The sequence below is a fragment of the Qingshengfaniella alkalisoli genome (assembly GCF_007855645.1).
GTDB classification, from domain to species: Bacteria; Pseudomonadota; Alphaproteobacteria; order Rhodobacterales; family Rhodobacteraceae; genus Qingshengfaniella; species Qingshengfaniella alkalisoli.
Genome location: NZ_CP042261.1, coordinates 1951078 through 1977364, shown reverse-complemented (window position 1 = coordinate 1977364; position 26287 = coordinate 1951078). Strand labels below are relative to the sequence as shown.

Annotated in this window: 24 protein-coding genes and 1 tRNA gene; 11 read left to right on the top strand and 14 right to left on the bottom strand. The window is 59.6% G+C overall.

What is annotated here, in order from left to right; all coding sequences use genetic code 11:
* Positions 1-5 precede the first annotated feature (5 nt).
* Positions 6-2015: a transglycosylase domain-containing protein gene (locus FPZ52_RS09935; protein ID WP_240804347.1), complete on the bottom strand. Its 2010-nt coding sequence runs from the start codon at positions 2013-2015 to the stop codon at positions 6-8.
* A 19-nt stretch (positions 2016-2034) separates the two neighbouring features.
* Between FPZ52_RS09935 and FPZ52_RS19175 the strand changes: the two genes are divergently transcribed.
* The 3 genes from FPZ52_RS19175 to FPZ52_RS09925 all read left to right on the top strand — a co-directional run bounded on the left by FPZ52_RS19175 (position 2035) and on the right by FPZ52_RS09925 (position 4199).
* Entirely contained in the window at positions 2035-2370 is a 336-nt protein-coding gene (locus FPZ52_RS19175) for a hypothetical protein (protein WP_240804346.1), read from the top strand.
* 112 nt (positions 2371-2482) lie between these two features.
* Positions 2483-2821: a P-II family nitrogen regulator gene (locus FPZ52_RS09930; protein WP_146365278.1), complete on the top strand. Its 339-nt coding sequence runs from the start codon at positions 2483-2485 to the stop codon at positions 2819-2821.
* A 31-nt stretch (positions 2822-2852) separates the two neighbouring features.
* Positions 2853-4199: an ammonium transporter gene (locus FPZ52_RS09925; protein ID WP_146365277.1), complete on the top strand. Its 1347-nt coding sequence runs from the start codon at positions 2853-2855 to the stop codon at positions 4197-4199.
* 57 nt (positions 4200-4256) lie between these two features.
* Here the strand turns inward: FPZ52_RS09925 and FPZ52_RS09920 are convergent, their stop codons facing one another.
* The 5 genes from FPZ52_RS09920 to dapA all read right to left on the bottom strand — a co-directional run bounded on the left by FPZ52_RS09920 (position 4257) and on the right by dapA (position 8216).
* Positions 4257-5441, bottom strand: coding sequence for an amino acid aminotransferase (locus tag FPZ52_RS09920; protein ID WP_146365741.1), 1185 nt, complete (start codon positions 5439-5441; stop codon positions 4257-4259).
* Positions 5442-5443: 2 nt separating this feature from the next.
* Positions 5444-6301 carry a 3-mercaptopyruvate sulfurtransferase gene (gene sseA / locus FPZ52_RS09915; RefSeq protein ID WP_146365276.1) on the bottom strand — a complete coding sequence of 286 codons (858 nt, stop codon included), beginning with the start codon at positions 6299-6301 and terminating at the stop codon, positions 5444-5446.
* Between the two features lie 100 nt (positions 6302-6401).
* On the bottom strand, positions 6402-6689 hold the full coding sequence (locus tag FPZ52_RS09910) for a hypothetical protein (protein ID WP_146365275.1): 288 nt from the start codon (positions 6687-6689) through the stop codon (positions 6402-6404).
* 112 nt (positions 6690-6801) lie between these two features.
* On the bottom strand, positions 6802-7278 hold the full coding sequence (gene smpB, locus FPZ52_RS09905) for an SsrA-binding protein SmpB (RefSeq protein WP_146365274.1): 477 nt from the start codon (positions 7276-7278) through the stop codon (positions 6802-6804).
* A 62-nt stretch (positions 7279-7340) separates the two neighbouring features.
* The gene (gene dapA, locus FPZ52_RS09900; RefSeq protein ID WP_146365273.1) at positions 7341-8216 is read right to left on the bottom strand and encodes a 4-hydroxy-tetrahydrodipicolinate synthase; all 876 of its coding nucleotides are present in this window, start codon (positions 8214-8216) and stop codon (positions 7341-7343) included.
* 152 nt (positions 8217-8368) lie between these two features.
* On the opposite strand from dapA, the gene FPZ52_RS09895 reads away from it, so the two are divergent.
* Entirely contained in the window at positions 8369-10312 is a 1944-nt protein-coding gene (locus FPZ52_RS09895; RefSeq protein ID WP_146365272.1) for a lytic transglycosylase domain-containing protein, read from the top strand.
* Here the strand turns inward: FPZ52_RS09895 and FPZ52_RS09890 are convergent.
* Both FPZ52_RS09890 and mnmC2 read right to left on the bottom strand, forming a co-directional pair.
* Positions 10309-11220 carry a DMT family transporter gene (locus FPZ52_RS09890; RefSeq protein ID WP_276617440.1) on the bottom strand — a complete coding sequence of 304 codons (912 nt, stop codon included), beginning with the start codon at positions 11218-11220 and terminating at the stop codon, positions 10309-10311. The genes FPZ52_RS09895 and FPZ52_RS09890 overlap by 4 nt on opposite strands.
* A complete protein-coding gene (gene mnmC2 / locus FPZ52_RS09885) occupies positions 11217-11888 on the bottom strand; it encodes a tRNA (5-methylaminomethyl-2-thiouridine)(34)-methyltransferase MnmC2 (RefSeq protein WP_146365271.1) in 672 nt (223 codons plus the stop codon). Before mnmC2 ends, FPZ52_RS09890 begins: the two co-directional genes overlap by 4 nt.
* A gap of 26 nt (positions 11889-11914) precedes the next feature.
* Between mnmC2 and FPZ52_RS09880 the strand changes: the two genes are divergently transcribed.
* Positions 11915-13009, top strand: a complete 1095-nt coding sequence (locus FPZ52_RS09880; protein WP_240804345.1) for an NAD(P)/FAD-dependent oxidoreductase — start codon at positions 11915-11917, stop codon at positions 13007-13009.
* Here FPZ52_RS09880 and FPZ52_RS09875 read toward each other — a convergent pair.
* Entirely contained in the window at positions 13006-13572 is a 567-nt protein-coding gene (locus FPZ52_RS09875; RefSeq protein WP_146365270.1) for an NADPH-dependent FMN reductase, read from the bottom strand. The two genes, FPZ52_RS09880 and FPZ52_RS09875, sit on opposite strands and share 4 nt — an antisense overlap.
* A gap of 172 nt (positions 13573-13744) precedes the next feature.
* Here FPZ52_RS09875 and FPZ52_RS09870 point away from each other — a divergent pair, with 172 nt between their 5' ends.
* On the top strand, positions 13745-17203 hold the full coding sequence (locus tag FPZ52_RS09870; RefSeq protein WP_146365269.1) for a chromosome segregation SMC family protein: 3459 nt from the start codon (positions 13745-13747) through the stop codon (positions 17201-17203).
* Here the strand turns inward: FPZ52_RS09870 and FPZ52_RS09865 are convergent, their stop codons facing one another.
* Positions 17204-18190 carry a LacI family DNA-binding transcriptional regulator gene (locus tag FPZ52_RS09865; protein WP_276617452.1) on the bottom strand — a complete coding sequence of 329 codons (987 nt, stop codon included), beginning with the start codon at positions 18188-18190 and terminating at the stop codon, positions 17204-17206. It abuts the gene before it with no gap.
* A 215-nt stretch (positions 18191-18405) separates the two neighbouring features.
* Here FPZ52_RS09865 and FPZ52_RS09860 point away from each other — a divergent pair.
* The 4 genes from FPZ52_RS09860 to FPZ52_RS09845 all read left to right on the top strand — a co-directional run bounded on the left by FPZ52_RS09860 (position 18406) and on the right by FPZ52_RS09845 (position 21512).
* Positions 18406-18482 (top strand) — tRNA-Arg (locus FPZ52_RS09860).
* 155 nt (positions 18483-18637) lie between these two features.
* On the top strand, positions 18638-19492 hold the full coding sequence (locus FPZ52_RS09855; RefSeq protein WP_146365268.1) for a hypothetical protein: 855 nt from the start codon (positions 18638-18640) through the stop codon (positions 19490-19492).
* Entirely contained in the window at positions 19489-19962 is a 474-nt protein-coding gene (locus FPZ52_RS19170; RefSeq protein WP_240804343.1) for a plasmid mobilization protein, read from the top strand. The genes FPZ52_RS09855 and FPZ52_RS19170 overlap by 4 nt, the downstream gene beginning before the upstream one ends.
* On the top strand, positions 19956-21512 hold the full coding sequence (locus FPZ52_RS09845) for a relaxase family protein (RefSeq protein ID WP_146365267.1): 1557 nt from the start codon (positions 19956-19958) through the stop codon (positions 21510-21512). The genes FPZ52_RS19170 and FPZ52_RS09845 overlap by 7 nt, the downstream gene beginning before the upstream one ends.
* Before the next feature lie 27 nt (positions 21513-21539).
* On the opposite strand, the gene FPZ52_RS09840 is transcribed toward FPZ52_RS09845, so the two are convergent.
* The 4 genes from FPZ52_RS09840 to FPZ52_RS09820 form a co-directional block, all read right to left on the bottom strand.
* The gene (locus FPZ52_RS09840; RefSeq protein WP_146365266.1) at positions 21540-22502 is read right to left on the bottom strand and encodes a hypothetical protein; all 963 of its coding nucleotides are present in this window, start codon (positions 22500-22502) and stop codon (positions 21540-21542) included.
* A gap of 763 nt (positions 22503-23265) precedes the next feature.
* Positions 23266-23853, bottom strand: coding sequence for a hypothetical protein (locus FPZ52_RS09830; protein ID WP_146365265.1), 588 nt, complete (start codon positions 23851-23853; stop codon positions 23266-23268).
* A 1-nt stretch (position 23854) separates the two neighbouring features.
* Entirely contained in the window at positions 23855-24133 is a 279-nt protein-coding gene (locus FPZ52_RS09825) for a hypothetical protein (RefSeq protein ID WP_205758586.1), read from the bottom strand.
* Between the two features lie 112 nt (positions 24134-24245).
* Complete coding sequence (locus FPZ52_RS09820) at positions 24246-24710, bottom strand: very short patch repair endonuclease (protein WP_146365264.1); 465 nt, start codon at positions 24708-24710, stop codon at positions 24246-24248.
* A gap of 57 nt (positions 24711-24767) precedes the next feature.
* Between FPZ52_RS09820 and FPZ52_RS09815 the strand changes: the two genes are divergently transcribed.
* Complete coding sequence (locus FPZ52_RS09815; RefSeq protein WP_240804342.1) at positions 24768-26282, top strand: DNA cytosine methyltransferase; 1515 nt, start codon at positions 24768-24770, stop codon at positions 26280-26282.
* Positions 26283-26287 lie beyond the last annotated feature (5 nt).

Sequence of the window (26287 nt, the reverse complement as noted above, 5' to 3'; positions counted from 1 at the left end):
GCAGATCAGTTCCGCCCGAAGATGTTGCCCAGAACATCGTTCAGGACCCGTTCTGCCGTTCCCACGGGGTTTGGCGTTTGCTGCCGGGTCTGTGGTTGCTGTAGCGCCGGTTGGTTCTGGTATTGCTGCGGCTCGGTCGGTTGGGACATTGGCAGTTGTGTTACCGGCGTGCCTTCGCTGATGCGGGCCATGACCTCGTGCCAGATCTCAGCGGGCAGCCCGCCACCGGTGACGCCCTTGAGTGGCGTGTTGTCATCGTAGCCCATCCAGACGCCCGTTACGTAATCGCCGGTAAAGCCAACAAACCAGGCATCGCGGTTAGACTGCGTGGTGCCGGTCTTGCCCGCCACGGGTCGGTCGGACAGTTTGGCGCGACGGCCCGTGCCCTCCTCGACGACCTTGTAGAGCATCCAGTTCAGCTCTTCTGCGGCGGATTGGGCGATGATGCGATTGCCGATCCCGCCGGGCTGACCCATCAACGGCTCGTTGTCACCCATCAGTTTTAGCTGCGTCAGGCCATAGGGCGTCACTGCGCTGCCGCCATTCAGGAAGCCTGCATAGGCCGCTGTCATTTCCAGCAGTGTCGTCTCTGACGTACCAAGGGCAACTGCAGGACCATCATCCAAGCCGTTATGAATCCCGAACCCACGTGCGATGCGACGGACATTTTCGCGACCCACGGCTTCGGACACTTTGACGGCAGGGATGTTCAGAGAGTTCTTCAAGGCCGTTTCCAAGTTTACCCGGCCTGCGAAGTTCCGCGAATAGTTGCGCGGTGACCAAGGTCCGGAACCGGGGACATTGATTGTCATCGGCTCGTCCGTGATCATTGCATAGGGCGAATACCCCGCATCAAGTGCCGCAGCATAGACGAAGGGCTTAAAGGCCGATCCCGTTTGCCGCAGCGCCTGAGTCGCGCGGTTGAATGCGCCGGAGACCTTGGTCTTGCGGCCCCCGACCATGGCGCGCACCGCTCCGTCAGCGCTCATCACGACGATTGCCGCCTGCGCTTTCGATTCTTCGCTGACCTTGGTCTTGAAAATGTGTTGCAGTGCTTCTTCGGCCTTTTTCTGCATGGCCGGATCGAAGGTAGAATTGATGATCACGTCTTCGGTTGTCTCCGCGCCGAGAAAAGACGGCACTGTATCCATCACCCAATCCGCGAAATACCCGCCTGCACGTTCCTCGGCGGCTTCTGATAGTTGAGCCGGGCGCTGGCGCGCGTTCTGGGCCTCTGCCGTGGTCAGGTAGCCCTGTTCTTCCATCAACCCGACGATCACATTCGCGCGGTCCTGTGACCGTTGAAGATTGGAGGTAGGCGCATAGCGTGTCGGTGCTTTCAGAAGGCCAGCCAGCATCGCGGCTTCGGCGGCGTTGACGTCCGATGCGGATTTGCCGAAGTAGCGCTCGCTCGCTGCCTGGAACCCGCGCGTGCCGGATCCGAGATAGGCGCGGTTCATATAGATGGTCAGGATTTCGTCCTTGGAATACTTGGCCTCCATCGCCATCGCATAGATCGCTTCATAGATCTTGCGTTGCAGCGTGGTGCGGCGGCAATCGGCCTCGTATTCGGCTTCTGTCATACCTGTGCCGGGATCGTAAGGACGACCAAGGCAGAGGAGCTTCGCGGTCTGCTGCGTGATGGTAGACCCGCCATGCCCGTCCAGCGCCCCGCGCCCTTCGCTCAGGTTGATCCTGATGGCGCTTGCGATACCGCGGGGGCTGACACCCAAATGGCTATAGAACCGGCGGTCTTCGGTCGCGACGATGGCGTTTTTCAGATTGGGTGAGACTGTATCGGCAGTGATCACCCCCCCGAACTGGTCGCCGCGCCATGCAAAAACCTGGGAATCACGGTCGAGGAAAGTCAATGAGCCGCGCGCCCGCCCGTCTACTACTTCGGACGATGGTGGCAGGCTCGTCGCGGTGTAGGCGACCCAACCGACAATCACCACGGCAAAGGCCACCCCCAGCTTCCAGAACACCGACCAGATCAAACCGAAGAACCATCGCAAGATGCGGGCGAAGAACCCAATGATGCCGCCGCCACCGCTGCTTTTGCGTCTTGCCCGGCGGGCTTTGCGTTTTTGGACTGGCGGCTTGGCTTTGGTCCGGGATTTGATCGGAGTCGCCTTACGCCCCGACGTGGCCGTGCTGCGCCGTGTCGTGGAAGAATATCTCTTGTCAGCCCGTATGGGCCGTCTGCTCTTGCCGTTACTCGCCATCCTGGCCCTCTTTACGGGGTTCCTGATTATTTTTTACCGTTTTGCACCTGCAAAGTGGACTCACGATCACCGTGATGTGAGTTTATTTTTCGCACAAGAATTAAGCCATCTTCCCGAATTGTGCAAAAAATGTGCAAAACCGTGAGTATGCCTGCTTGAAATTCTCCCAAACACGCTTGTCCGACGCCCGTCAAGTCACGCTACTCCCGAGGTGCACTCCTGCGGGCAAAATCCCGCCAATTCGGAAGGGGAAAGACGTGAAATTGATTATTGCAGCGATCAAGCCGTTCAAGCTCGAGGAGGTCCGCGAGGCGCTGACCTCAATCGGCGTGCGCGGGATGATGGTAACAGAAATTAAAGGGTTCGGATCACAGTCGGGCCACACCGAAATCTATCGCGGCGCGGAATACGCCGTGAACTTCGTCCCAAAGGTGAAGATCGAAATTGCCGTAGCGGCGTCGATGGCCGAGCAGGTCGTCGAAACCATTCAGCAAACCGCCAAGACCGAGAAGATCGGCGACGGCAAGATCTTCGTGCTCGACCTCGAACAAGCCGTTCGGGTCCGCACTGGCGAAACGAACGAAGACGCACTTTGAGCGGCGCGATCCAATAGGAGACAGTCCTGAGATGAAACTTTTCAATACTTTGATTCTCGCTTCCGCAGCGGCGGCCCTGCCCGCGCTGGGAATGGCGCAGGAGGCCGAGACCGCTGCCGAGGCGTCCGCAGCCGTATCCACGGACGGCGTGTTTATCCTGAACTCGCTGCTGTTCTTGATCGGCGGCTTTCTGGTGTTCTGGATGGCGGCTGGTTTCGCCATGCTTGAAGCGGGCCTGGTGCGCGGCAAGAACGTGACCATGCAGTTGACCAAGAACATCGCATTGTTTTCTCTGGCGGCGATCTTCTATTATCTGGTCGGCTACAACCTGATGTACCCGCTGGGAAGTTGGGCCGTTGATGGCGTGTTCTCGGCGCTGTTCCCGAACGTGGCCGTGCTTGAAGCGGTTGGCGTGACGGCCGACGCGGCAGATGACTATTCCTACGCGTCCACCGGGTCGGACTTCTTCTTCCAGTTGATGTTCTGTGCGACCACGGCGTCCATCGTTTCCGGCACGCTGGCCGAGCGGATCAAGCTGTGGCCGTTCCTGATTTTCACCATTGTCCTGACCGCCTTCATCTATCCGCTTCAAGCGTCGTGGAAATGGGGTGGCGGTTTCCTTGATTCGGCTGGCTTCCTCGACTTCGCGGGTTCGACTGTTGTTCACTCGGTCGGTGGCTGGGCCGCTCTGGTCGGTGCGATCATCCTCGGGCCGCGCATCGGAAAATACAAGGACGGTGCCGTTCATCCGATGCCGGGTTCCAACCTGGCGCTTGCCACGCTGGGGACGTTCATCCTGTGGCTGGGTTGGTTCGGCTTCAACGGTGGTTCGCAGCTTGCCATGGGCACTGTGGGTGATGTGGCTGATATCTCGCGCATCTTCGCCAACACCAATACGGCCGCTGCAGGTGGTGCGATCGCCGCGTTGATCCTGACGCAGGTTCTGTACAAGAAGCCTGACCTTACGATGATCCTGAACGGCGCGCTTGCAGGTCTGGTGTCCATCACGGCCGAGCCGCTGACCCCGACGCTAGGCCAGGCCACCATCATCGGTGCAATCGGCGGCATCATCGTGGTCTTCGCGGTGCCGATGCTGGACAAGCTGAAGATCGACGACGTTGTTGGTGCGATCCCGGTACACCTGTGCGCCGGGATCTGGGGTACCTTCATCGTCGCATGGACCAATCCGGATGCGAGCTTTGCCACCCAGATTTACGGTATTCTTGTCGTGGGCGTGTTCACCATCATCGCATCGGGTATCGTTTGGATGATCCTGAAAGGTGTCATGGGTCTGCGCGTGACCGAAGAAAACGAGATCAACGGTCTGGATATGGCAGAACTGGGTATGGAGGCATATCCCGAATTCTCGAAAGGCTGACACCTCCTCCCGTCTGCATCGTGACTTGGGCCCGGAGTTTCCGGGCCCATTCTTATTTCAGATGCCGCAGCTGCGGATTGCGGCAGCGACCTGCGGGATCGTGTCTTCGGACAAGCCCGCCACGTTGAGCCGCCCGTCGTCGATCACATAGACCCCGTGGCTTTCGCGCAGCGCCGCGACGTGATCTGGCGTCGCGGGCAGCAGGCAGAACATCCCCTTGCCGCGTTCGATATATCCATAGCGATCACGCCCCGTAGCCTCTGTCAGCGCGTGCGCGAATTGGCGGCGCAGTCGTTCGATGCGGCTGCGCATCTCTTCCAGCTCCGTCAGCCAGTTGTCGCAAAGCTGCGGAGAGCTCAGCACCTTGGTAACGACCCGAGCGCCGTGATCAGGCGGAAAGGCGTAACTCAAGCGGTTCAGCCATTCCATCGCCCCTTGTGTCACGGCTTGTTGAGTCTGACCGTCAGTCAGCGCAAGCAACAGCCCCACGCGTTCGCGATACAATCCGAAATTCTTGGAACAACTGGCGCCGATCAACGCCTCTGGCAACCGAGACGCGATCAGCCGAACGCCTTGTGCGTCCTGTTCCAATCCGCGTCCGAAGCCCTGATAGGCGATGTCGATCAGTGGCATCGCGCCTGTCTGCTCGCAAATCGCGGCAATCTGGTCCCAATCCTTCAGGTCGAGATCAACGCCCGTGGGATTGTGGCAGCAGCCATGCAGAAGCACTACATCGCCGCGCTTGGCCCCTTGCAGATCGGTCAGCATGCCGTCCCGATCCAGCATGCCGGTGTTTCTGTCAACGTAGCGGTAGCTGCGCCAGGGCGTGCCTGTTTCACTGAGGATGGCGGCGTGGTTGGGCCAACTTGGGTCGGGCACCCAGACCTGCCCGTCCGATTTGGTGCGGCGTACCAGTTCGATAGCCTGCCGAAATGCACCCGTGCCGCCAGGTGTGGCGATCGCGGCGATTCGCGACCAGTCGGCGGTGTCACCCAGTACCAGATCACCGAGCGCTTGATGGAAAGCCGGGTCACCGGCGAGCGCCGTGTAGCTCTTGGTGGTCTGGTCGCGCAAAATTTGGGCCTCGGCCTCAGCGACAGCGCGCAGCACGGGGGTCGTGCCTTCGGCGGATCGGTAGACACCCACGCCGAGATCGACCTTGTTTATGCGCGGATCGTCGCGGAACATCGCCATGAGTTTCAGGATCTTGTCGGGCGCGGTGGGCTGTAGCCTGCCTAGCAAACTCATTCTGCACCTGTCGCGATCGGCAATTCGTCATGCATGCCCCATTCGGACCATGACCCATCGTAAAGCGCGTAGTCGGATTTTCCGATCCGCTCCAGCGCGAGGCTGATAATTGCCGCTGTCACACCCGATCCGCAGGTCGTGATCACGGGGCGGGACAGGTCGGCACCGGCCTCAGAAAAGACCTTCCGCAACGCGCCCTCCGTTTTCATCGTGCCGTCATCATTCAGCAGGTTACGGAAGAAGACGTTCTTCGCGCCGGGCATATGACCCGCGCGTAGTCCGGGGCGGGGTTCCGGCTCGTCACCGCGAAAGCGGTTTGGCGGGCGGGCATCCAGAATTTCGTGAGAGCGGTCTTTGATGGCTTCGGCCACCTTCTGCATATCTGCCACGCGGCTGGGCACAATGCCAGATGTCGCGGTGGCCGTGCTCGCAGTAGAAGGTTCGCCGCTTTCCACGGGCTGTCCAGCCGCGATCCAGGCGGGCAGTCCACCGTCCAGGACCCCCACGGATTCATGTCCCATCAGTCGGAACAGCCACCAGACGCGCGCGGCCGAGAAAAGCCCACTGCTGTCGTAGACGACAACCTGATCCCCTTTGTCGATGCTTGCCGCACGAAGGTAGTCTGCAAAGATTTCTGGTGAGGGGGCCATATGCGGGCTGTCAGCGTTCGGGTCACTAACGGCGTCGATATCGAAAAAGACGGCGCCGGGGATGTGCCGTTGCATGAATTCGTCAAATGTATCGCGCCGCTGTGTTGGCAGATACCATGATGCGTCGATGATCCGTAGGCGTCCGTCGCCGATCTTGCTGGCCAGCCAACCAGCTGAAACGAGCGTGTTGGGATCATCATTCATGACAGCCTCCTCGAACCGGGTACAGTTCCAGCTAAGGCCGCTCTCAGATCAACGCAAGCCTGCATGTGGAGGCAGGGCGGAATTGCCGCCCTGTGCCGGCTTACTTGGCCAAGGCGTTCTTAATGACGGCAACAATTGCCAGAAGCACACCGCCGCCGACACCGCCCGACGCGATCTGGCCGATGATCGTGCCGATATCCAGGCCGCCTGCGGCCTCCCCGGCTGCCATGCCGCCCGTGCCGAGAGCAGACAGTATCTGCCCGCCGATCCCGCCACCAACTATGCCCGCTATGGAGTTGATCAGCGTGCCCTGGTTGAGCGACTTGGCAACGCCGCCCACGATGTTGCCACCCAGCGCGCCGGCGATCAGGCTGATGATAAGTTCCATTCTGCTGTCTCCCTTCCTTCAATGACGCGCCGCTCACATGACTGACGCAGCAGTAAGGTAACACAGTACTGCCGGAAAATCGCTAGTGTTTGTTTTTAGGTGAAAAAGAGGATCAGCTGCCTTGTTTCAGGAGCCGCTGCTTCTGACGTGCCCAGTCCCGTTTGGACTCGGTAGCGCGTTTGTCTGCGGCCTTCTTGCCCTTGGCGATCCCAAGCTTCAGCTTCACCAACCCCTTGTGGTTGAAATACATCACCAGCGGAACCAGGGTCATACCCTGCCGCCCGGTGGCCTGCCACAGCTTCGACAACTCACGCTTGTTGACCAGCAGCTTGCGTCGCCGCCGTGCTTCATGCCCCCAGGTCTTTGCAGGTTCATAGGGTGCGATATAGGCATTAGTCAGCCACAATTCGCCGTTCTCGACTGAAGCGTAGCTTTCAGCGATGTTGGACTGGCCAGTTCGCAGCGATTTGACCTCCGATCCCATCAGCATGATACCGCATTCGATATCGTCTTCGATGGCATAATCGTAGCGTGCGCGGCGGTTTTCCGCGATCACCTTGTAGTTCGGATTGTCTTTTTGTTTCGCCATGGTCGGACGAATATAGGCATTCGAGCGCGACTGTCCATCGCGCCCGAAGGTTTTTCGTCGTCTTAGTTCAGCAACCCGGCATGACGCAGGGCAGCGTCGATCTTGCCCTTGGTGCCATCGGTGAGACCGGTCAGCGGAAGACGCACTTCTTCGGTGCAGTGACCAAGACGCGACATTGCATACTTCGCGCCCGTTACGCCCGGCTCGATGAAAATCGCCTCATGCAGTGGCATCAGGCGGTCCTGCAGGGTCAGCGCACCGGCGTAGTCCCCCGATAGTGTGGCTCGTTGGAATTCCGCACACAGGCTGGGCGCGACATTTGCCGTGACAGAAATGCAGCCGACACCACCATGCGCATTGAAGCCGAGTGCGGTAGCGTCTTCACCCGAAAGCTGAATGAAGTCCGCGCCACAGGCCGCGCGCTGCTGGCTGACACGGGCCAGATCACCTGTTGCATCCTTGACGCCGATGATCCGGGGCAGCTTGGAAAGCACCGCCATCGTGGCGGGCGTCATGTCAATTACCGACCGGCCCGGGATGTTGTAGATGATGATCGGCAAGTCGCAGGCATCATGCAGCGCGGTGAAATGCGCGATCAGCCCGTCTTGCGTGGGCTTGTTGTAGTAGGGCGTGACCACCAGCGCGGCATCGGCGCCGACCTTTTCGGCATGACGGATCAGGCGGATGCCTTCGCGGGTACTGTTGGACCCGGCGCCAGCTACGACGGGAATGCGGCCTGCCGCGGTTTTGACGACCACCTCGACGACTTCTTCATGCTCGGCGTGAGTCAGGGTCGGGCTCTCGCCGGTCGTGCCGACGGGAACAAGGCCATCCGAGCCTTCCCTTATGTGCCACTCGACCAGTTGTTTAAGCTTGTCGAAATCCACCTCGCCATTGGAGAACGGGGTGATCAGGGCAGGAAGTGACCCTTTTAGCATGACAAGCTCCTCAGATACGGAAGAACGCCGACTCGGCGCGGTTTCAAAGCGTGCGGACACTAGCGGCGGATTGTCCGATTGCCAAGTTTGTGAATTGAAACTGAACGCAGAGAGGCTAGGTTTCGTGCGCGAAGCCCGAATCCGGAGGAAAAATGCGTGTCGCGATAAGACGCTCAGTGCTGGGATGCGTGGTTGCGACCTGCATGACGGCGCCCGTTCAAGCCGGCCCCGTCGAAGATGCGATGCAGAATACGCGCCGTGGCGATTGGGATGCGGCGATGAGTGATGCGGCACGATCGACGCAATCTGATCTGGCAGGGGCCATTGTGGAATGGCATCGCCTGCGCGCGGGTGAAGGCGATTTTACAGACTACCGCGCCTTCATTTCAGACCATCCGGATTGGCCGGGCATGCCGTTCCTTCGGGAAAGGGGTGAAGTCACGATCCCACCTGCCGCCGACTCCGCCATGGTGCTGGCCTATTTCGCCGAGCGGAAGCCTCAGACCGGCGAAGGCGCGATGAGGCTGGCCGTTGCTCTGGATCAGGCAGGTGATCAAGGGGCGGCGCAGGCAGAAGCGATTCGCGCGTGGACAACGCTTGATCTGTCAGCCGATCAGGAAAGCGTCTTCCTGGCGCGGTTCGGTCAGGCATTGGCGGAGCATCACTGGGACAGGCTGGATGACCTGTTGTGGCGGGGTCGCGCGACACAGGCGGAGCGGATGCGCCCCAGAGTCGATGAAGATCATGGAAAGCTGATGGACGCCCGCCTTGCGCTTCGCGCGGATGAACCAGGCGTGGATCACCGCATTGCGGCAGTTCCTGACGAACTGGCCGATGATCCCGGGCTGGCATTCGAGCGGGCGGAATGGCGGGCACGCAAGGGTCGCATCGACGATTTGGCCGCGTTGATGCTGGAACGCTCCGCTACACGTGAACAACTTGGGCGGCCAGAGGCATGGTCGTCACGCCGACGCTATGTCGCACGAGAACTGATGCAGCGCGGGGATTACGGCAATGCCTATCTGATCGCGGCGCAGCATTACCTGTCGGAGGGGGCCGATTTCGCCGATCTGGAATGGCTGGCCGGGTATATTTCGTTGCGGTGGCTCGATTCACCGGGAGCTGCGCTGGCTCATTTCCGAAACTTTCGGCAAGGAGTGAACAGCCCGATCAGCCTTGGTCGTGCGGGGTATTGGGAAGGTCGCGCGCATGAGGCGCTGGACCAACCGGAAGGTGCCCGTGCGGCCTATGCGTTCGGAGCGGAGTTCCAGACGAGCTTTTACGGGCAACTCGCCGCCGAGAAGGCGGGCCTGCCGATGGACCCGCGTATGGTCGGAGCAGAGGAGTTTCCCGACTACTCCGACGCTGCGTTTCTCGATAGCAGTGTATATGAGGCGGGTCGATTGCTTGCCGCAGCTGGTGAAGAAGAACTGGCCGCACGGTTCTTCGCCCACCTAGCAGAAAACATGGAGCGCATGCAGATCGGGCAACTGGCCGCGTCGCTGGAAGATCTGGACGTTCCCTACATCCAACTTGCCATCGCCAAGCGCGCGGCGCTTGCGGGGCATATGCTGCACCGAGCCTACTTCCCCGTCATCCCGATTTCGGTAGAGGATCGCCCCGCCGTGGCGCCGGAAATGGCGCTGGCGATCGCACGGCGAGAAAGCGAGTTCAATCACACAGTCATCAGCCCAGCCGGTGCGCGCGGTCTGATGCAGGTCATGCCGGGCACGGCCAGCGATGTTGCGCAAGTGTTGGAGATCACCCATTCCGTGGACCGGTTGACCCGTGACCGCGACTACAACGCGCTTCTGGGTACGTATTACCTTCAGGGGTTGTTCGAACGCTTCGGCAATGCGCCGGTGCTGGTCGCGGCGGGCTACAATGCTGGGCCGGGCCGTCCGATCCAGTGGATGCAGGAATTCGGCGATCCCCGTTCAGACGAGGTCGATGTCGTGGATTGGATCGAGTCGATCCCGTTCCGTGAAACCCGCAACTATGTGATGCGTGTCACGGAGAGCTTAGGGCCCTATCGTGCGCGACTGGCCGGTGAGGTCGTCCCGCTTACGCTGATTGAAGACCTCAAGGGCGACTAGCTGCGAGTAGCTTTCTGGCGTTCGCGCCACAGCGTGAACAGGCCAGCGCTGATCACAATGCCTGCACCGATCACGACGTTCAGCGAGATGCTTTCATTGAAGACCGTTACGCCCACGAAGGATGCGAAAATCAGTTGCAGATAGGCGAAGGGCTGCACGGCGCTTGCCTCTGCTACCTCGTAGCATTTGATCAGCAGGAAATGACCGAATGCGCCGCTGACGCACAGGATGGCCATCAAGCCCCAGTCGGACGGCGCCATCGGTTCCCAAAACCATATGCCGATGAATGTCATTACCACCGCGCCAGCCACGCCTGTCCAGAAGAAGCTGGTGGCCGCGCTGTCTTTGCGAGCAGCGTAGCGGGTTAGAAGACCGTAGAGCGCGAAGGCCAATGCCGCGATCAGTGGAATGATGGCGGCGGGTTTGAACACGCCGAATCCCGGTTTCAGGACGATCAAAATGCCGATGAAGCCCACACCGATTGCGGCCCATCGGCGCCAGCCGACCCGTTCGCCGAGTACAGGGCCGGACAGTGCGGCGATCAGCAGCGGATAGCAGGCAAACACCGCATGTGACTCGACCAGCCCAAGCACGACGAACCCGGCCACCATGACGCAAATTTCCAGCGCCAGCAGCACACCTCGGAAGATTTGTAACACGGGCTGTTCGGTGCGGGCAGCATTGCGGATACTGCCGGCCTGCCGGCGCGCGATTGCCATGACGAACAGGCCGAAGAACCAGTAGCGGATCATGACGATCATCATCACGTTGTACTCGCCCGCCAGATGCCGGGAAAATGCGTCCTGAATTGCAAAGACCAGCGTCGTGGACACCATCAGCCAGATGCCGAGGCGGGTGTTCTTGCCGTTGTCCTTCTGGGGAACGGCGGAGGTGGCGGCGTGGGTCAAGAGAGAACTCCGACTGACATATGACGTTTGCGGCCGAAACCGGCGATGCGCGACACGATGAATCCTGCATCCCTCAGCGAACGTCGCACATGGCCCGCAGCGGTGTAGGTCGCAAAACTGCCCCCTTCGGCAGTGTGCACGGCGATCTGGTTCATGAGTACCGGGTCCCAGAGCTCGGGGTTTTTCGCGGGGGAGAAACCATCCAGAAACCACGCATCCGCACGCCCCGACCACGCAGGTACGGTTTGCCGCGCGTCTCCGATGATAATGCGGGCGTGAAGGTCCGGCGCGTCAATTTCGGTCGCGCCCTTCCGCCAAGCGTCCATAAGGGGCCCAGCCAGTTCGGAGAGGTCCGGAAATACGGCCAGCGACTTTTGCATTTCCTTGGATTGCATCGGGAAGGCTTCGAAGCTGGTGAAGTGCAGCTTGCCGCCGATTCCCGCCTGTTGCCAAAGCTGCCACGCCGCCAGAAGGTTAAGGCCCGTGCCAAAGCCAAGCTCCGCGATATGAAAGCCCGGTTTGAAGCGCTGGGGCAGGCGATTCCCATCCAGGAAGACATGCCGCGTTTCTTCCAGCCCGTTGGTGATCGAGAAATACGGATCGTCGAAACGGGTAGAGACCGGCACGCGGCCGTCTTTCCATTCGATTTCTGCAGGCTGGCTCATCATTGAGGGACACGCTAGGAGGGGGACGCATGGGTGCCATGCTGGAACCCTTCAAAACCGAGGCGGGCGCGATGGTCAAGCCGGATGTCACAGTATTCGGAGCGGGGATATTCGGGCTCTCCGTGGCGTATTCCTGCGCCAAGCGGGGCGCGAAGGTTCGTATAATTGATAAGCGCGGCGTTGCGGCCGGGTCCAGTGGAGGAGTCGTCGGCGCCCTTGCGCCGCATACGCCAGAGAATTGGAACCAAAAGAAAGCCTTCCAATTCGACGCGCTGCTTGCAGCGCAAGCACATTGGGCGGAGGTCGCGCGTATCGGCGGTTTGTCGTCGGGCTATGGTCGGACGGGGCGCATCCAGCCGGTGCTTGATGAACATGGGTTGGAACTGGCAAGCCAGCGGGCGGTACAATCGCGTGAATTGTGGCGGGGGCAGGCGGAATGGGCGGTCAAGGCGACGACGGATCTTGATGGATGGACGCCACAAACGCCGACGGGGTTCGTTATTCACGATACCTTGAGCGCACGCATCCACCCGCGCCGGTCCTGCGAGGCGTTGGCGGCCGCGTTGGTGGTGCTTAAGGCCGAGATCGTCATCGGGGAAGGCGCATCAGCCGAAGGCAAGGTGGTTTGGGCGACGGGCTATGAGGGGTTGGTGGAAATCAGCGAGCAACTTGACCAACGAATCGGCAATGGCGTGAAGGGGCAGGCGATGCTTCTGGCGCTGGATCGGTCGGGCAAGCCACACCTGTTTTCCGACGGCATCTATGTCGTGCCACATGCCGATGGGACGGTCGGTGTCGGATCAACCAGCGAGCGGGATTTTGACGACCCGACCGCGACCGATGGCGAGCTTGATAAGCTGCTCGGGCGGGCGATCGCCATTTGTCCGCAACTGGCCGATGCGAGGGTGCTGACGCGTTGGGCGGGCGTGCGACCTCGCGCGATGAGCCGCGCGCCGATGCTGGGCAAGCATCCGGTACGCGATAGCGACTTCATCGCCAATGGCGGTTTCAAGATCGGCTTTGCAATGGGGCCGAAGGCTGGCGAGATGATGGCCGATCTCGTATTGGAGGGCCATGACGCGATCCCCGACGAGTTCCGCGTCGAAGCGAGCCTGACGGGTTAGGCCGCGCGGTCACTCCCCTTGCCGATACTCGACGCGTCGCGCAGCAAGCGCATCTGTTCCTCCAATGCTTTGAGGTAGCGGTCATTGTTCAGATGGCCATCTGCGTCAAATTCCTTGGTCGGCCCTGCTACCAGAACTTCAGGACCTGGGATCAGGTTCAACCGGAATGGTGCGAGGCACAGCCGGACGGCGAACTGTGACCGTGCACCACCTTCACGCCCGCCTGCTGCGGAAATCAGCGCAACCGGTTTGCCGTGCCACGGATTGCCGTCTGTTCTGCTGATCCAGTCGAGCGCGTTCTTTAGCACCCCGGTGATGGATTTGTTGTATTCGGGTGCGGCAATAATCACCGCGTCGGCGGCTGCAATCTGATTGGCGAGCGTCTGCACGTCGCCGGGAATCCCGTCGCGGTCTTCCAAATCGCCATCATACAATGGCAAGCGCAGATTGCCTTCGGAGTAGGCGCTGGGGCCAAAGACGCGCACTGCTTCGTTCAGCAGCTTGCGATTGAATGATTTCGTCCGAAGTGATCCACAAAGACCGACCAGATTGAGTTCCTTCATCGTTATCCTCTTGTTCGTACCTGACTTTCGGGTTTTCCCGACCTGTTGATCGTCAACTCAGCGCCTATATGGGTGCCGGTCCTGTCCTCGACACTATATATGGGAGAATTGTTGACACAATCGCCTCTTGGTCCGATGATCTATGTGCAGGAATCGATACAGGCACATAGATTTGCAGTTTACGCGGCTACGACTCAATGGCTTCAAGAGCTTCGTCGACCCGACCGATCTTGTGATCGCGTCTGGGCTGACAGGTGTTGTCGGGCCGAACGGGTGCGGCAAATCCAATCTGCTGGAAGCCTTGCGTTGGGTGATGGGGGAAACGCGCCCCTCCGCGATGCGCGGTGGCGGGATGGAGGATGTGATCTTCGCAGGCGCATCCACACGCCCGGCGCGGAATTTTGCCGAGGTCATCCTGACGATCGACAATTCCGAAAGGCTTGCGCCCGCGAGTTTCAACCAGACGGATTTCGTGGAAATCAGTCGCCGTATCACGCGCGATGCGGGGTCGGCCTATAAAGCCAACAGCAAAGATGTGCGTGCGCGTGATGTGCAGATGCTGTTTGCGGATGCGTCGACGGGGTCGACTTCGCCGGCGTTGGTTCGGCAAGGCCAGATCAGTGAATTGATTAACGCCAAGCCAAAATCGCGGCGTCGTATTCTGGAAGAAGCGGCGGGGATCTCGGGTCTTTACCAGCGGCGACACGAAGCGGAGTTGAAGCTGCGCGCGACGGAAACCAATCTGGAACGGGTTGAAGACATCATCGATCAGTTGTCGCAACAGCTCGCGCAATTGTCCCGTCAGGCCCGTCAGGCCGCGCGGTATCGTGAAATCGGTACCCAGCTTCGCCGTGCCGAGGGATTGCTGTTGTATCGGCGCTGGCGTGAGGCGGATGTGTCGCTGGCCGAGGCGCAAACCCTTCTGACCGAGCGCACGAAGGCGGCGTCGCAAGCGGAACTGGCGGCACGGCAAGCGGCTGTGGCACGCACCACAGCGGAGGAAGCCTTGCCTCCCTTGCGAGAGGAGGAAGCGATAGCCTCCGCCGTGCTGCAACGGCTTCAGGTCGAACGCGATACTCTGAAGGATCAGGAGGCGCGAGCTAAGGAGCAAATCCGGATTCTTGAGTCGCGGCTGGTGCAGCTTGACCGCGACCGCGACCGCGAAGCGGAACTGACGCGCGATGCGGGTGGAACCATTGAGGGCCTGGAGGAGGAGCGTGCTGAACTGATCGAAGCCTCCGATGGTTTCGAGGATGTTTTGGGGGAAGCCGAGGTGCTGGCCCATGAGGCGGCGGAGGTTTTGCAGGAACGCGAATCCGATCTGAGCCACCTGACCGAGGATGTGGCCCGCCTTGCTGCGCGTCACCAGTCGATTGAGCGCCTTGTGTCAGACAGTCGCAAGACGTTGGACCGCAGCGAAGACGCGGCGGCGAGGGCGCGTGAGGCGGTGGTGGATGCCCGGCGCAGCGTTGCTGAAAGCGTGCAGGCGCAGGAAATCGCCGAAGAGCGTGTGGAGCAAGCCCGAGCGCAGCAGGAGGCTGCGGAAGAAGCGCTGATTGAGGCTGAAAGCCGCCGTACCGAAATGCAGGCGGAAGAGGCCGATGCCCGTGCCGCACGGAGCGAGGCTGATGGCGAGGTCAAGGCGCTGTCGGCAGAAGTATCCGCACTGGCGCGACTCGTTGAGCGCGACGCCGGCGGTAGTGGGCAGATCCTTGATGAAACGCGGGTATCCGGTGGATACGAACGCGCATTGGGCGCGGCATTGGGTGACGATTTGAAGGCCCCGCGACTGACCGTTTCGGGCGGTGGATTCGGATGGGCGGATTTGAAAGGGTATGATGACACGCCGTCCTTGCCGGATGGTGTGGCACCGCTATCGGCGCATGTGGATGTCCCCGAACTGCTGTCGCGGCGATTGTCGCAAATCGGGTTGGTCGATGCCTCTGACGGTGATCGGCTGCAACCCTTGCTGCGGCCGGGTCAGCGATTGGTGTCACGCGAAGGGGATCTGTGGCGCTGGGATGGCTACTGCGCAGCGGCGGCAGACGCGCCGTCTGCCGCGGCGCTACGGCTGGAACAGATGAACCGGCTCGATGAATTGCGCGAGATGCTGGAGGCGTCTGAGGCGCGTGCTGACCACGCGCGCCAGCGGCATGAGGATGTTGGCGCTGCGCTGCAATACGAAAGCGAGGCAGAGCGCAGCGCACGGGATGCCCGCCGGACTGCGGATGCCGCGCTGACGGACGCCAGTCGAGCGATGAGCAAAGCCGAGGCCGACCACAACTTGGCACTCGGGCGCGTGGAAAGTCTGGAACTTGCGGTCACCCGCCACAATGATGAAGCTGGCGCAGCGCGGCTTCAGGTGCAGGATGCAGAACGGCAGTCGGCGGGACTCGCTGATCTGGATGAAGCACGGTCACAGGTCGAAAACGTCAAGATGACGGTCGAAGCTGCGCGGATTACCATGATGTCGCGGCGCTCAGGCTTTGACGAATTGCGCCGTGAAGGCGAGGCGCGGGCTTCGCGCATCCGGCAGATCAGCACCGAAATTGCATCTTGGAACACCCGTCTGCGAACAGCGGAGGGTCGGATTTCCGAGCTTGCGTCGCGCGCCGAAGACACACAGGCGGAACTTGAAGAGGCCCATGCCGTGCCCGAAGAAGTCGCGGAGAAGGCCGAGGCGTTAGCAGAATCGATCGCTCAGGCTGAGGCCCGAAAGGCCAGCGCGGTCGATGCGGTTGTGAGTGCTGACCGGACTCTTCGGGATGCGGGCGAAACGGAACGTGAAACAGAACGCACCGCCTCGGAGGCGCGCGAAGGGCGGGCTCGTGCCGAGACGCGCGTAGAGGCTTGCCGCGAAGCGGTGGCGACTGCGGCAGCGCGGATCGAAGAAGAACTGGAGACCACGCCCGCAGACCTGCTTGAAAACCTTGATGCCGACCCGGAACAATTGCCACCTTCATCCGAGATGGAAGATATGGTTGCGCGACTGCGGAGGCAGCGTGACGCGTTGGGGGCGGTGAACTTGCGCGCTGAAGAAGACGCACGCGAGGTGCAGGAGGAACATGACGCGTTGATTGCCGAGAAGGCAGATCTGGAAGAAGCCATTGGCAAACTGCGTGCAGGCATCAACGGGTTGAACCGAGAAGGACGCGAGCGTCTTCTGACAGCCTTCGAGCAGGTGAACAGTAACTTCTCGACACTATTCACTCATCTGTTCGGTGGCGGTGAAGCCAATCTGATGCTGGTCGAAAGCGACGACCCGCTGGAAGCTGGCCTTGAAATCATGTGCCAGCCGCCGGGCAAGAAGCTGTCCACGCTTTCACTTCTGTCGGGTGGCGAGCAGACCCTGACGGCGCTGGCCCTGATCTTTGCGGTGTTCCTTGCCAACCCTGCGCCGATCTGCGTGTTGGACGAAGTCGACGCGCCGCTCGATGATGCGAACGTTACCCGCTTCTGCGATCTGCTGGACGAAATGGCCCGCCGGACGCAGACCCGCTTCCTGATCATCACGCACCACGCGGTGACTATGGCGCGGATGGACCGGCTGTTCGGTGTGACGATGGCGGAACAGGGCGTTAGTCAACTTGTCTCCGTGGACCTGAAGAAGGCGGAGCAGCTGGTCGCCTGATCAGACCTTTCGCAGCGTATCCCCTGGCGACAATGATGGCGACAATTCGATCCGGTTGCCATGCCTGCTGTCCTTGCCAATGGATCGATCCGCTACGATCTGTGCAGCGAGCCGCCCGATTTCCTGCCGGCATGCATCCATTGTCGCAAGAACCTTGGGCAGACCATTTAGAAGGCTAACACCGTTGAAGCCCGCCAGCCCGATATCGTCAGGGACGTTCATGCCTTTTCCAAGGCAGTAAAGCAGCCCGCCCGCACCAATCATATCGTTGGAATAGTAGAGAAAATCCAGGTCGGGGGTGCGCGACAGCATAGCTTCCGTCATTTCGCGCCCTTTGGCCAACCCCGAGCCACCGGAATAGAATTCCTGATCGATGATCTCCAGCCCGTTCTTGCCAAGCGCCTGTGTGAAACCTTCGAACCGCTTACGGGCCCGATGGTCCAACGGCATCTTTGTGCCCAGAAACCCCACACGGCGATATCCTGCCTTCATGATCGCTTCCGCCATTTCGCGCCCCGCGCGCCGATGCGAAATGCCGACGACCGCATCCACCGGATCACCATCCACATCCATGATCTCGACGATCGGAATGTCGGTTGCTGCCAGCATCGCGCGCGTAGCTTCCGAATGGTCGAGCCCTGCGAGGATCACACCGGACGGACGCCAGGACAGCATTTCGAACAGGACTTTCTCTTCGCGTTCGGGTTTGTAGTTCGTGATGCCGACCACCGGTTGCAGGGGGGTGTCGTCCAGCACTTCGGTGATGCCGGTCATGACTTCCGGAAAGACCATATTGGACATCGAAGGAATGATGACGGCCACCAGATTGACCCGCTGCGACGCAAGCGCACCTGCGATCTTGTTCGGCACATAGCCAAGCTTCTTCGCGGCCTCCAGCACGCGTTCACGTGTGGCCCGAGATACATCACCACGGTTTCGAAGGACACGGCTCACGGTCATTTCACTGACACCGGATGCTTCTGACACATCGCGCAGGGTAAGAGTTCTCTTGCGCCGATTAGGAGGTGGTGACGTCACTAAATCGCCCTGTGATGAAGACCTTGGCCCTTGATAGCCCCTTTCGTGCTGCAGGCACAACAGCGAAGCACAAGTGGCTCCTTTACTGGCGTGGTTCGGCGCGACCAGATTAGAAGTCGATACCCTATTGAACTGAAGCCTCGCAGACGGCAAAAGGCGTGAGGGACCCCGTGGCTCAACTGGATAGAGCAGCCCCCTCCTAAGGGGCAGGTTGCAGGTTCGAATCCTGCCGGGGTCGCCAAAAACACCTGAAAAATATGGCTTATTTACAGGGCTTTGTGCAGGAGCATGCAGAAAGTCCCGTGAGCTTTCGGGCCAAATTCTGCTGGAACGGCGGAAATCTCGTACAAAACCTGTACAAAATTCGCACGTCTTTGCGCCTTTGGGGGCCTTCCAATGAGTTGGCGGGTTGCGAATACTTGCGCGGAGCGAAAGTTCGGCAGCGCAACGCGCAAGCAGATCATCATGTTTCTGGCCGACAAAGCGAGTGACGATGGTTCAGGCATCTGGTGTTCGAAGGGGACGATCCAGCGACATACCGAGCTGGGCGAGACCACGGTCAAGCGGACCATCCGGGACTTCTTGAAGGAAGGCATTCTGATCGAGACCGGAGCGCGGGGATGCAAGAACGGATTCACCGTCGTCTACCGGATCGACCTCGCTCGGATCGAGGCTTTGGAACTGACCGCCGAACCCGTTATTGAGACGGGGGCCACAGTGGACCCCGTCCAGACTGGACCCGGAACGGGGTCCACAGTGGCCGGGGTACCGGGGCCACCACGGCCCCCAAACCATCCTAAAACCATCCATAAACCACCTACGCGCGAGCGCGTGGCGGCGGAGGATGAAGAGGCCGAGAAGATTTTGGCAGCGTATCCCTCCGACCGTCTGCGCGGGAAGGCCGAGTGTCTGGATAGGATCAGGGAGGCTTTGGACGCCGGTACAGAGGCCGAAGGCTTGTTGGAAGCTGTGAAGGTCTACGCCACTGAGTGCGCGGGCTTCACCCGGTCCAAGGTCTGTTTCTCGGACAACTGGTTCAAGTCGGGACGCTGGCGGGCCTATGTCGAGGAAATTGTCAAAGGCCGAGAAGCGACGAAGGCCAAGGAAGCCGAGATGCTGGCAGGCTTGGCAAATTGGGTGACGGACCGCCATCCGCTTTGCCGACACATCACGCCCAGCCAGATCGATGCACTGATGGCTGCAGAGCTGGTCACGCAGGCGCAAATTCAGGCGGCAGGCCTCAGATCATGACCGCAACCGATCCCACCGAAGAGCAAACAGCAAGGCGACCCATGTCATACGCTGGCGCTGCTGACACGGGACCTTGCGAGGGGCGGCACGCCTCCCCTTCGAACCCCACCGGCGCGGGCAAAGCCCCCGCCAAAGAGCCGCTGAGCGAGACCTTCGTCTTCCGCTGTACCGCGTCGGAAAAGGCCCAGCTGCGCGCCAAGGCCGAGGCCGCAGGCCTGCCTGCCGCGACGCTCCTGCGTGAGGCGCTTGGCCTCACCGAGGCGCGCCGCCGCAAGCCGGTTCCACGCGTCGATCCGGCGCTGGTGCTGGCCGTCGGGCGCATTGGCGGCAATCTCAACCAGATCGCGCGCTGGCTGAACCGCGCAATGCTGGTGGGTCGCACAGACCTCGACAGCCTGACCGTTGCGCGCCGTCTGTTGGTGATCGAACGCCAGCTTGCCCAGCTCCTCGATGAGGCGCGGCGGTGCTGATCAAGTTCTTCCCCAATGGCAAGGGCCTGGGCGCAGGGCCGGTCGGCTACCTCGTGGCCGAGCGCGTCCTAGCCTATGACTGCAACCGCGACCTGATCCGCGATGCCGATGGCCAGCCCTTGATGGTGACGCGCGATCCCTTGCCCGAGGTGCTGCGCGGCGATCCAAGCCGCGCCGAGGTACTAATCGACGCCAGCCGCCACCAGTGGACGTACCGGGCGGGCGTGATCAGCTTTGCCGCCGAGGACGCACCCAGCGAGGCGCAGCAAGCCGAGGTGATGGACGCCTTCGAGCAGCTGGCCTTCGCCGGGCTGGACGGTGAGCAATACGACATGCTCTGGGTCCGTCACAGCCACGAAGACCGCGTCGAGCTGCACTTCTGCACCCCGCGCCTGGAGCTGACCACCGGGCGCAGCCTCAACATCGCGCCACCCGGCTATCAGGACGCCTATGACAGCCTGCGCGACTTGATGAACCAACGCCACGGCTGGGCTGATCCGATGGAACTGGAGCGCACGCAGGAGGTGCGCGACACCATCGAGGCCCCGACCCGTGCCCATGGCCGCGACGAGCTACATGCGTGGATCCTCGATCAGATTTCGATGGGTCCGATCGAGGATCGCGCCAGCATGATCGACGTGCTCACGGATGCGGGGTTCGAGCTGCCCCGCGTCGGCAAGGCCTACCTGACCGCACAGGACCCCGAGACCGGTGAGCGCTGGCGCCTAAAAGGAGAGATTTTCCATGAAGACTGGAAAGCCGACCCGGCTGAGCGAGAAATTGAACGCGGAGCTGGACACGATACGCCAGGACTACGCCGCCTCGATGGCATCCCAGCTGGAGAGCTTCAGGACCGATTTGACGGATATTGCGAGCGACGCGCGGCATATCATCGAGAACGATACGCGCCGCTTCCTGAACGAGAACAGCAGCTTGTTCGAGACGCGGACAGAACAGATCAGGCGCTGGCTGACGATCTCTCCTTACGTGATCTCGGGGCTGATCTTGACGGGGATCGCCTCGATGATGGCCGCGAGTTGGTTCTGGACGTCGCTGCTGACGCGCTCGGAGCTGACAGAACTAGGCCTGACGCGGATCGACCAGGGGGAACAGACTTGGCTGACGCTGGACCCCGAACGGACCGAACTGAAAACCTGCACACTGGCCGGGACGCCGGTCATCTGCATCAAGATCAAGGAGAGATAGATGACGACGCCCCTGACAGCCTTGGAGCGCGACTTGCTCGCCTGCGTCGAGCGGTTGGTGACGGCCTGCGAAACCTCAGCGCAGGAATTGAGCGGGTTAGAGGCGCGTTCGACGAAGAGGCTGCAAGCCCAGTTGGATGGTATCGCGGGTTGCGCGACGCTGCTCATACGCTCGCAGATCGCGTCAATGCAGGCGTTGCGTGGCTTGCTGAACGAAGAGGCGAGTTACAACGCGCTGGACGCGAAGTTGAACGAGAGCTTGATGCTAGTGAGGGACGCCGAAAAGAGGCTGAGGAACAGCTAGACAGCCAGGAGGCGCATGCGGAACGGGGGTTGAGGCACTAGTCCGAATTTTTGGCAGCAGCGTCACATCTAGAAAGGCTCATTGTTGTCCTCTTCAAACGCACCCCAATCTGGGTCTTCGGTGGCGTAGTAGTCTTCTGGGTAAAATTCGCTCTTGCTTGAGAAGCGATTTCCTAACTCAACAGCAACCAACCGAGACAAGCCTGATATTTTTAAGTCGCACGCGACACATTCAAATGCGCTTGGTAGGTATTCTTGTCTTTCTACAACCATGTTGTCTTCCAAGGTTACATCAATCGCCCCTACAGGTTCTCCAAAAACTAGCGATCTTGAACCGCAGGCAGGGCAGTCGACGCGATGGCCAGTTTGCTTGGTTGCCCATGCGTTTGCAGCTTGAACGAGGTTAGCCCTTTCGTCAGCCGGTTTGCCTTGCCAGACTTTCTTGTGCGCCTCGACATCCCCTTTGACCGCCGCCGAGCTTTTATCGCTGTCAGCTGCAATAAGTTGTTCGGCCACAGCTACTTCATCCGGGGTCAGTATATCCTTCAACTCCAGCCCCATGGTAGCGAGCAGAACCGTGCAGGATTTGTAGAACTTAGGTTGCCATGTGTCAGGGGGACGATCATCATAAGCAGCCTCGCCGGTGTGAACCTCTGTGTTTCTGAGGTTCATGTGGGCACTACAGAAAGCAGCGTCTTCCGGCGTGAAGTCAGCAAAAAGCTCTTTGAGCCTGTTGAATACCTCGGAAACCGAGATAGACCTCGGTGAAAATTTGCTTTCTTTAATTGGAAGGCCAAGAGCATGGAGTTGGCTTGACCAACCAGCTTTACCGGTTTCTGCGAGAAGCGTCGGATGCACATTAGCCAGTGCAGCCCTCGCCAAGTGTTCAAGTAAAAGACTGGACCAAAATGCCTGCTCCCAAGGAATTTCTTTTCTAGAAAGCATTGTCTCAGAGTAGCGAAGCACCTTACCCCATAAAGCTTCTGGGTCCCACGTGGCGGGTGTTTCGCCCGGCTTCAGAGTTTTTTTCAATATAATTTCTCCAAGTATGCACGGGCTACAACCCGATCTACCGCTGAAACTGGCACAGATGATCGAGAATGAAGCATCCTCCAATTATCGACCACTAAAGTATCCCCCGGGTTGGCCAAGCTCAATTCAATAGCCCTTTGGCGTTTGATTTCAGCTTTCACCATCTGAAACGCTTGTTTTCCAAGCTCACTAGCTGGAACCAGAAACAGTTCGTCCCATCTGAACCGCACCCCTGAAGTTGTGGTTTCACACAGCCTCATCAAGGGGGCCTCACCCCTGACTCGCCTTCTAGAGCGGACCAGAGCCCTTGTGAGTTCTTGCTCTCCAACCCGTTCCATAATGACTCTACTATCAATCAGAGGCGTCGTGACGCTTGGATGCCCCTTTATACATCTTAATATCAGGTACTTAGGTGGATGGCGGTGGTGTGCCAGGTCTGAGTGAAATGGAAATTGACCATGTCCATAATTGCCACTGTAGGTGTTCGGAGGCTCATTTAAGGAGGGCTTTGGTTGCAACAAATGAACCGGTGCGCCTTTGCCGAGTGAAACGAGCGAACCCAAGGAGCTCATCGCCTCGTTAACAGATTTCTCAGTTTTGAATTTCGGCAGAAAGGCGAATCCGACATCCAAAATTTGGTCGGCTAAGCGCAAAACAAGAATGCCTCCCTAGCCAGTAATTTGATGCTTGCCGCTAAAGTCCTGGCTACGTCCATTGTGCATTTGCATCGGGTCTTCAAGCAAGCTCATCACCAGAAACTTCCTCAGGCCGCGCCAGTTCGCGGTTCAGCCGTCATTCCAGCCGCATAGAAGAAGTTTTTTGCATCCTCGCGCACCTCGAGCGTCGCCCCATCAATCGCACCAACGGTAAGACCCGCGTTCACCCGCCGCGCCGGTTTCCCCGCATTCAGCCACTTCCCCGCTTTGTCCACTGCAAAGCGCCCTTTGCGCGCTCCAGCACCTTTGCCTTCCGCTGCGTCCATGATCACCACGGCGACTTCTTCCATCCGGAATAATCCACCCTGGCTTGCTGGGGGCATTTTGCGCTTCTGAAGGGATTGGCGCGTGACTTCCAACCGCTTGGCCACGTCGGCCAAGCTGACGAGATCAGGCCGCACTTCCCGAAGAACCGAGCCCGCAGGAAGCTGTTTCTGGATCGCCCGAGCGGCGTCGAGAATGGCGTCCTCGGCATGGTCACTGGCTGCTTCCAGCGCGATCCCGATCATGCCAGGCACGCCAGTGCCAACGATGGCGTCCTCGAACCCTGCCTCGAAGACAGCGTCCATCAGATCGAATGCATCGTGATCGCCTTCGGGAAGAGCAAAGACTAGTTCGAATTCGATTTCTGCCATGTCATTCATCCTCTTTAGCGCCACCATCGGCATTGCCGAGCTTCGTGCAGCCAAGCGCCCGGTTCCTCAGTTGCCGGGCAAACTGGCCCGGATTCTGTGGCGTCGACCAGACACCCATCTGACAAAACTCACCGCACCGGCAATCCGGATCGTTGTTAGGGCAGCGGATCAGCCCCCAAGCATGCCCGCGCCCAGATCGCAAAGTCACCGTCCATCCCAAGGCTTCCAGCTCACGCAAGACCACCTCAATCTCCTTGGACTTGTGCGGTTTACGAGACATGATATAGGCCTTCTAAGTTAAGTTGTCAATCGACAACCTTATGGGGCGGCGTTCGATCCAGATGCTTCAAGCATATTGACAGGGCAACAACAACGGCCCGGTGCACCATAGCCTAATGCGGCTCGACCTGAAGCTCGCCAAGTTCCATTTCAGGCTCATCTGACTTGAGCCAAGTTGCCACCATCTCTGCCGTTTGCGTCAATGCTTTGGGGTTCCGCAAAGCGCATTCCCAAACGGTGGCAACTCGCCACCCCTTCCTGGTCAACTTGTCGTGGACCGCAGCGTCTCTTGATACGTTTGCGGCGAATTTCGTCTTCCAGAATTCCGCACGGGTCTTGGGGACGGTTGCATATCGACAACCGGCATGACGGTGCCAGAAGCACCCATGAACGAACACGACCGCGCGATACTTTGGAAACACGATGTCAGGCCTTCCGGGGACATCCTTCACATGCAGCCGGAATCGAAAACCCCGCGCGTGAAGAGCCCTTCTGAGAGCAAGCTCGGGCTTTGTATCCTTGCCGCGAATGTTGCTCATCATCTGTGAGCGGGTTCTGGCATCAACGATGTCTACCATTCCTGCTCCTTGCCATGAGTCCGAAAACCTGGAAAGAGGAGATCGAGGAGTAATGCAGTGTCAAAACCCGTTCAGATAATTGATCTATTCTCCGGCCCGGGCGGCCTTGGCGAGGGATTTTCATCGTGCATGCAGGCGGATGGTTCTCGTGCCTACAAGATTTCTGTGTCGATTGAGAAGGATAGTGCTGCGCACAAGACACTCCGACTTCGCGCGTTCTTGCGTCAGTTCAGCGAGTTTCCACCCGAGTACTATTCATGGATTTCCGGAAAGCACGACTGCCCGGATTGGAAGAACCTCTATCCGCGTGAATGGAATGCCGCCGAGAATGAGGCCGTTTGCGCGGAGCTTGGGAAGGCAGCAACCGCCGCGCTCTTGTCGGAGAGGATTTCCGAAACCAACAGAACAGCAGGCGATCGAACGCTTTTGATCGGTGGTCCGCCTTGCCAAGCATACTCTCTTGCCGGGCGCTCACGTAACGCAGGGATTGAGGACTACCGACCGAAAGACGATGAGCGCAACTTCCTCTATCGCGAATATTGTCGTGTATTGAATGAGTTGAGCCCCGCAGTGTTCGTAATGGAGAACGTCAAGGGCATGCTCTCTTCGTCTGTCGAGGGGCTGGCGATCTTCGAACAGGTCATGTCTGATCTCCAACATGCTGGTCCTGGCTACAGACTCATGTCCTTGTCGGCCAACATCCAGCCGGGAGATCATCCCGAACCGAAGGATTTCGTTGTTCGCACCGAAGACCACGGAGTGCCGCAGGCACGCCACAGAGTGATCATCGTTGGCATCAGATCGGATATTGACGCGGGTTCCGTGCTCAGACTTCGTCGGCAGAACACTAAGGCGCAGGTCAAGGACATGTTGACCGGATTGCCGCGGCTGAGAAGTGGTTTAAGCAGACGCGACGACGAACATGCCTGGTATGACGCTGTTGTCGATGCGATCGAAGCCGTTGGTCAGATCACTCGAGAATACCCAGGCGAGAACTTTCGCAGTTTTCGAGATGAGTTGGATCGTGTCGAGGAACGATTGCTGGCAACGTCGCAGATGGGCCGAACGAACCACGCGAGAAAACCCCTATCAAGGAAACTGCAGCCAGAGCTTGCCGCGTTCCTCGACGACCCGAACCTGATAGGCGTTTCGGGTCACGAAACCCGTGGGCACATGCCGTCCGATCTTGCCCGATATCTGTATGCCGCCTGTTTCGCGAAGGCGGAGGGCCTAAGCCCGCGTGCGCATCAGTTTCCAGACATCTTGGCGCCGAACCACAAGAACTGGAAAACGGGCAAGTTCAACGACCGGTTTCGAGTCCAAGTTGGCAATGCTCCGGCTTCGACGGTAACGAGCCACATTTCGAAGGATGGTCACTACTTCATTCACCCCGACCCGACGCAGTGTCGCAGTCTGACTGTACGCGAGGCTGCGCGGTTGCAGACCTTCCCAGACAACTACCATTTCATGGGTAATCGCACCGAACAGTTCGTGCAGGTCGGGAACGCCGTGCCGCCGTTTCTTGCGGGGCAGATTGCACAGGTACTATTGCCGATCTTTGACAGTCTCTAGCATCG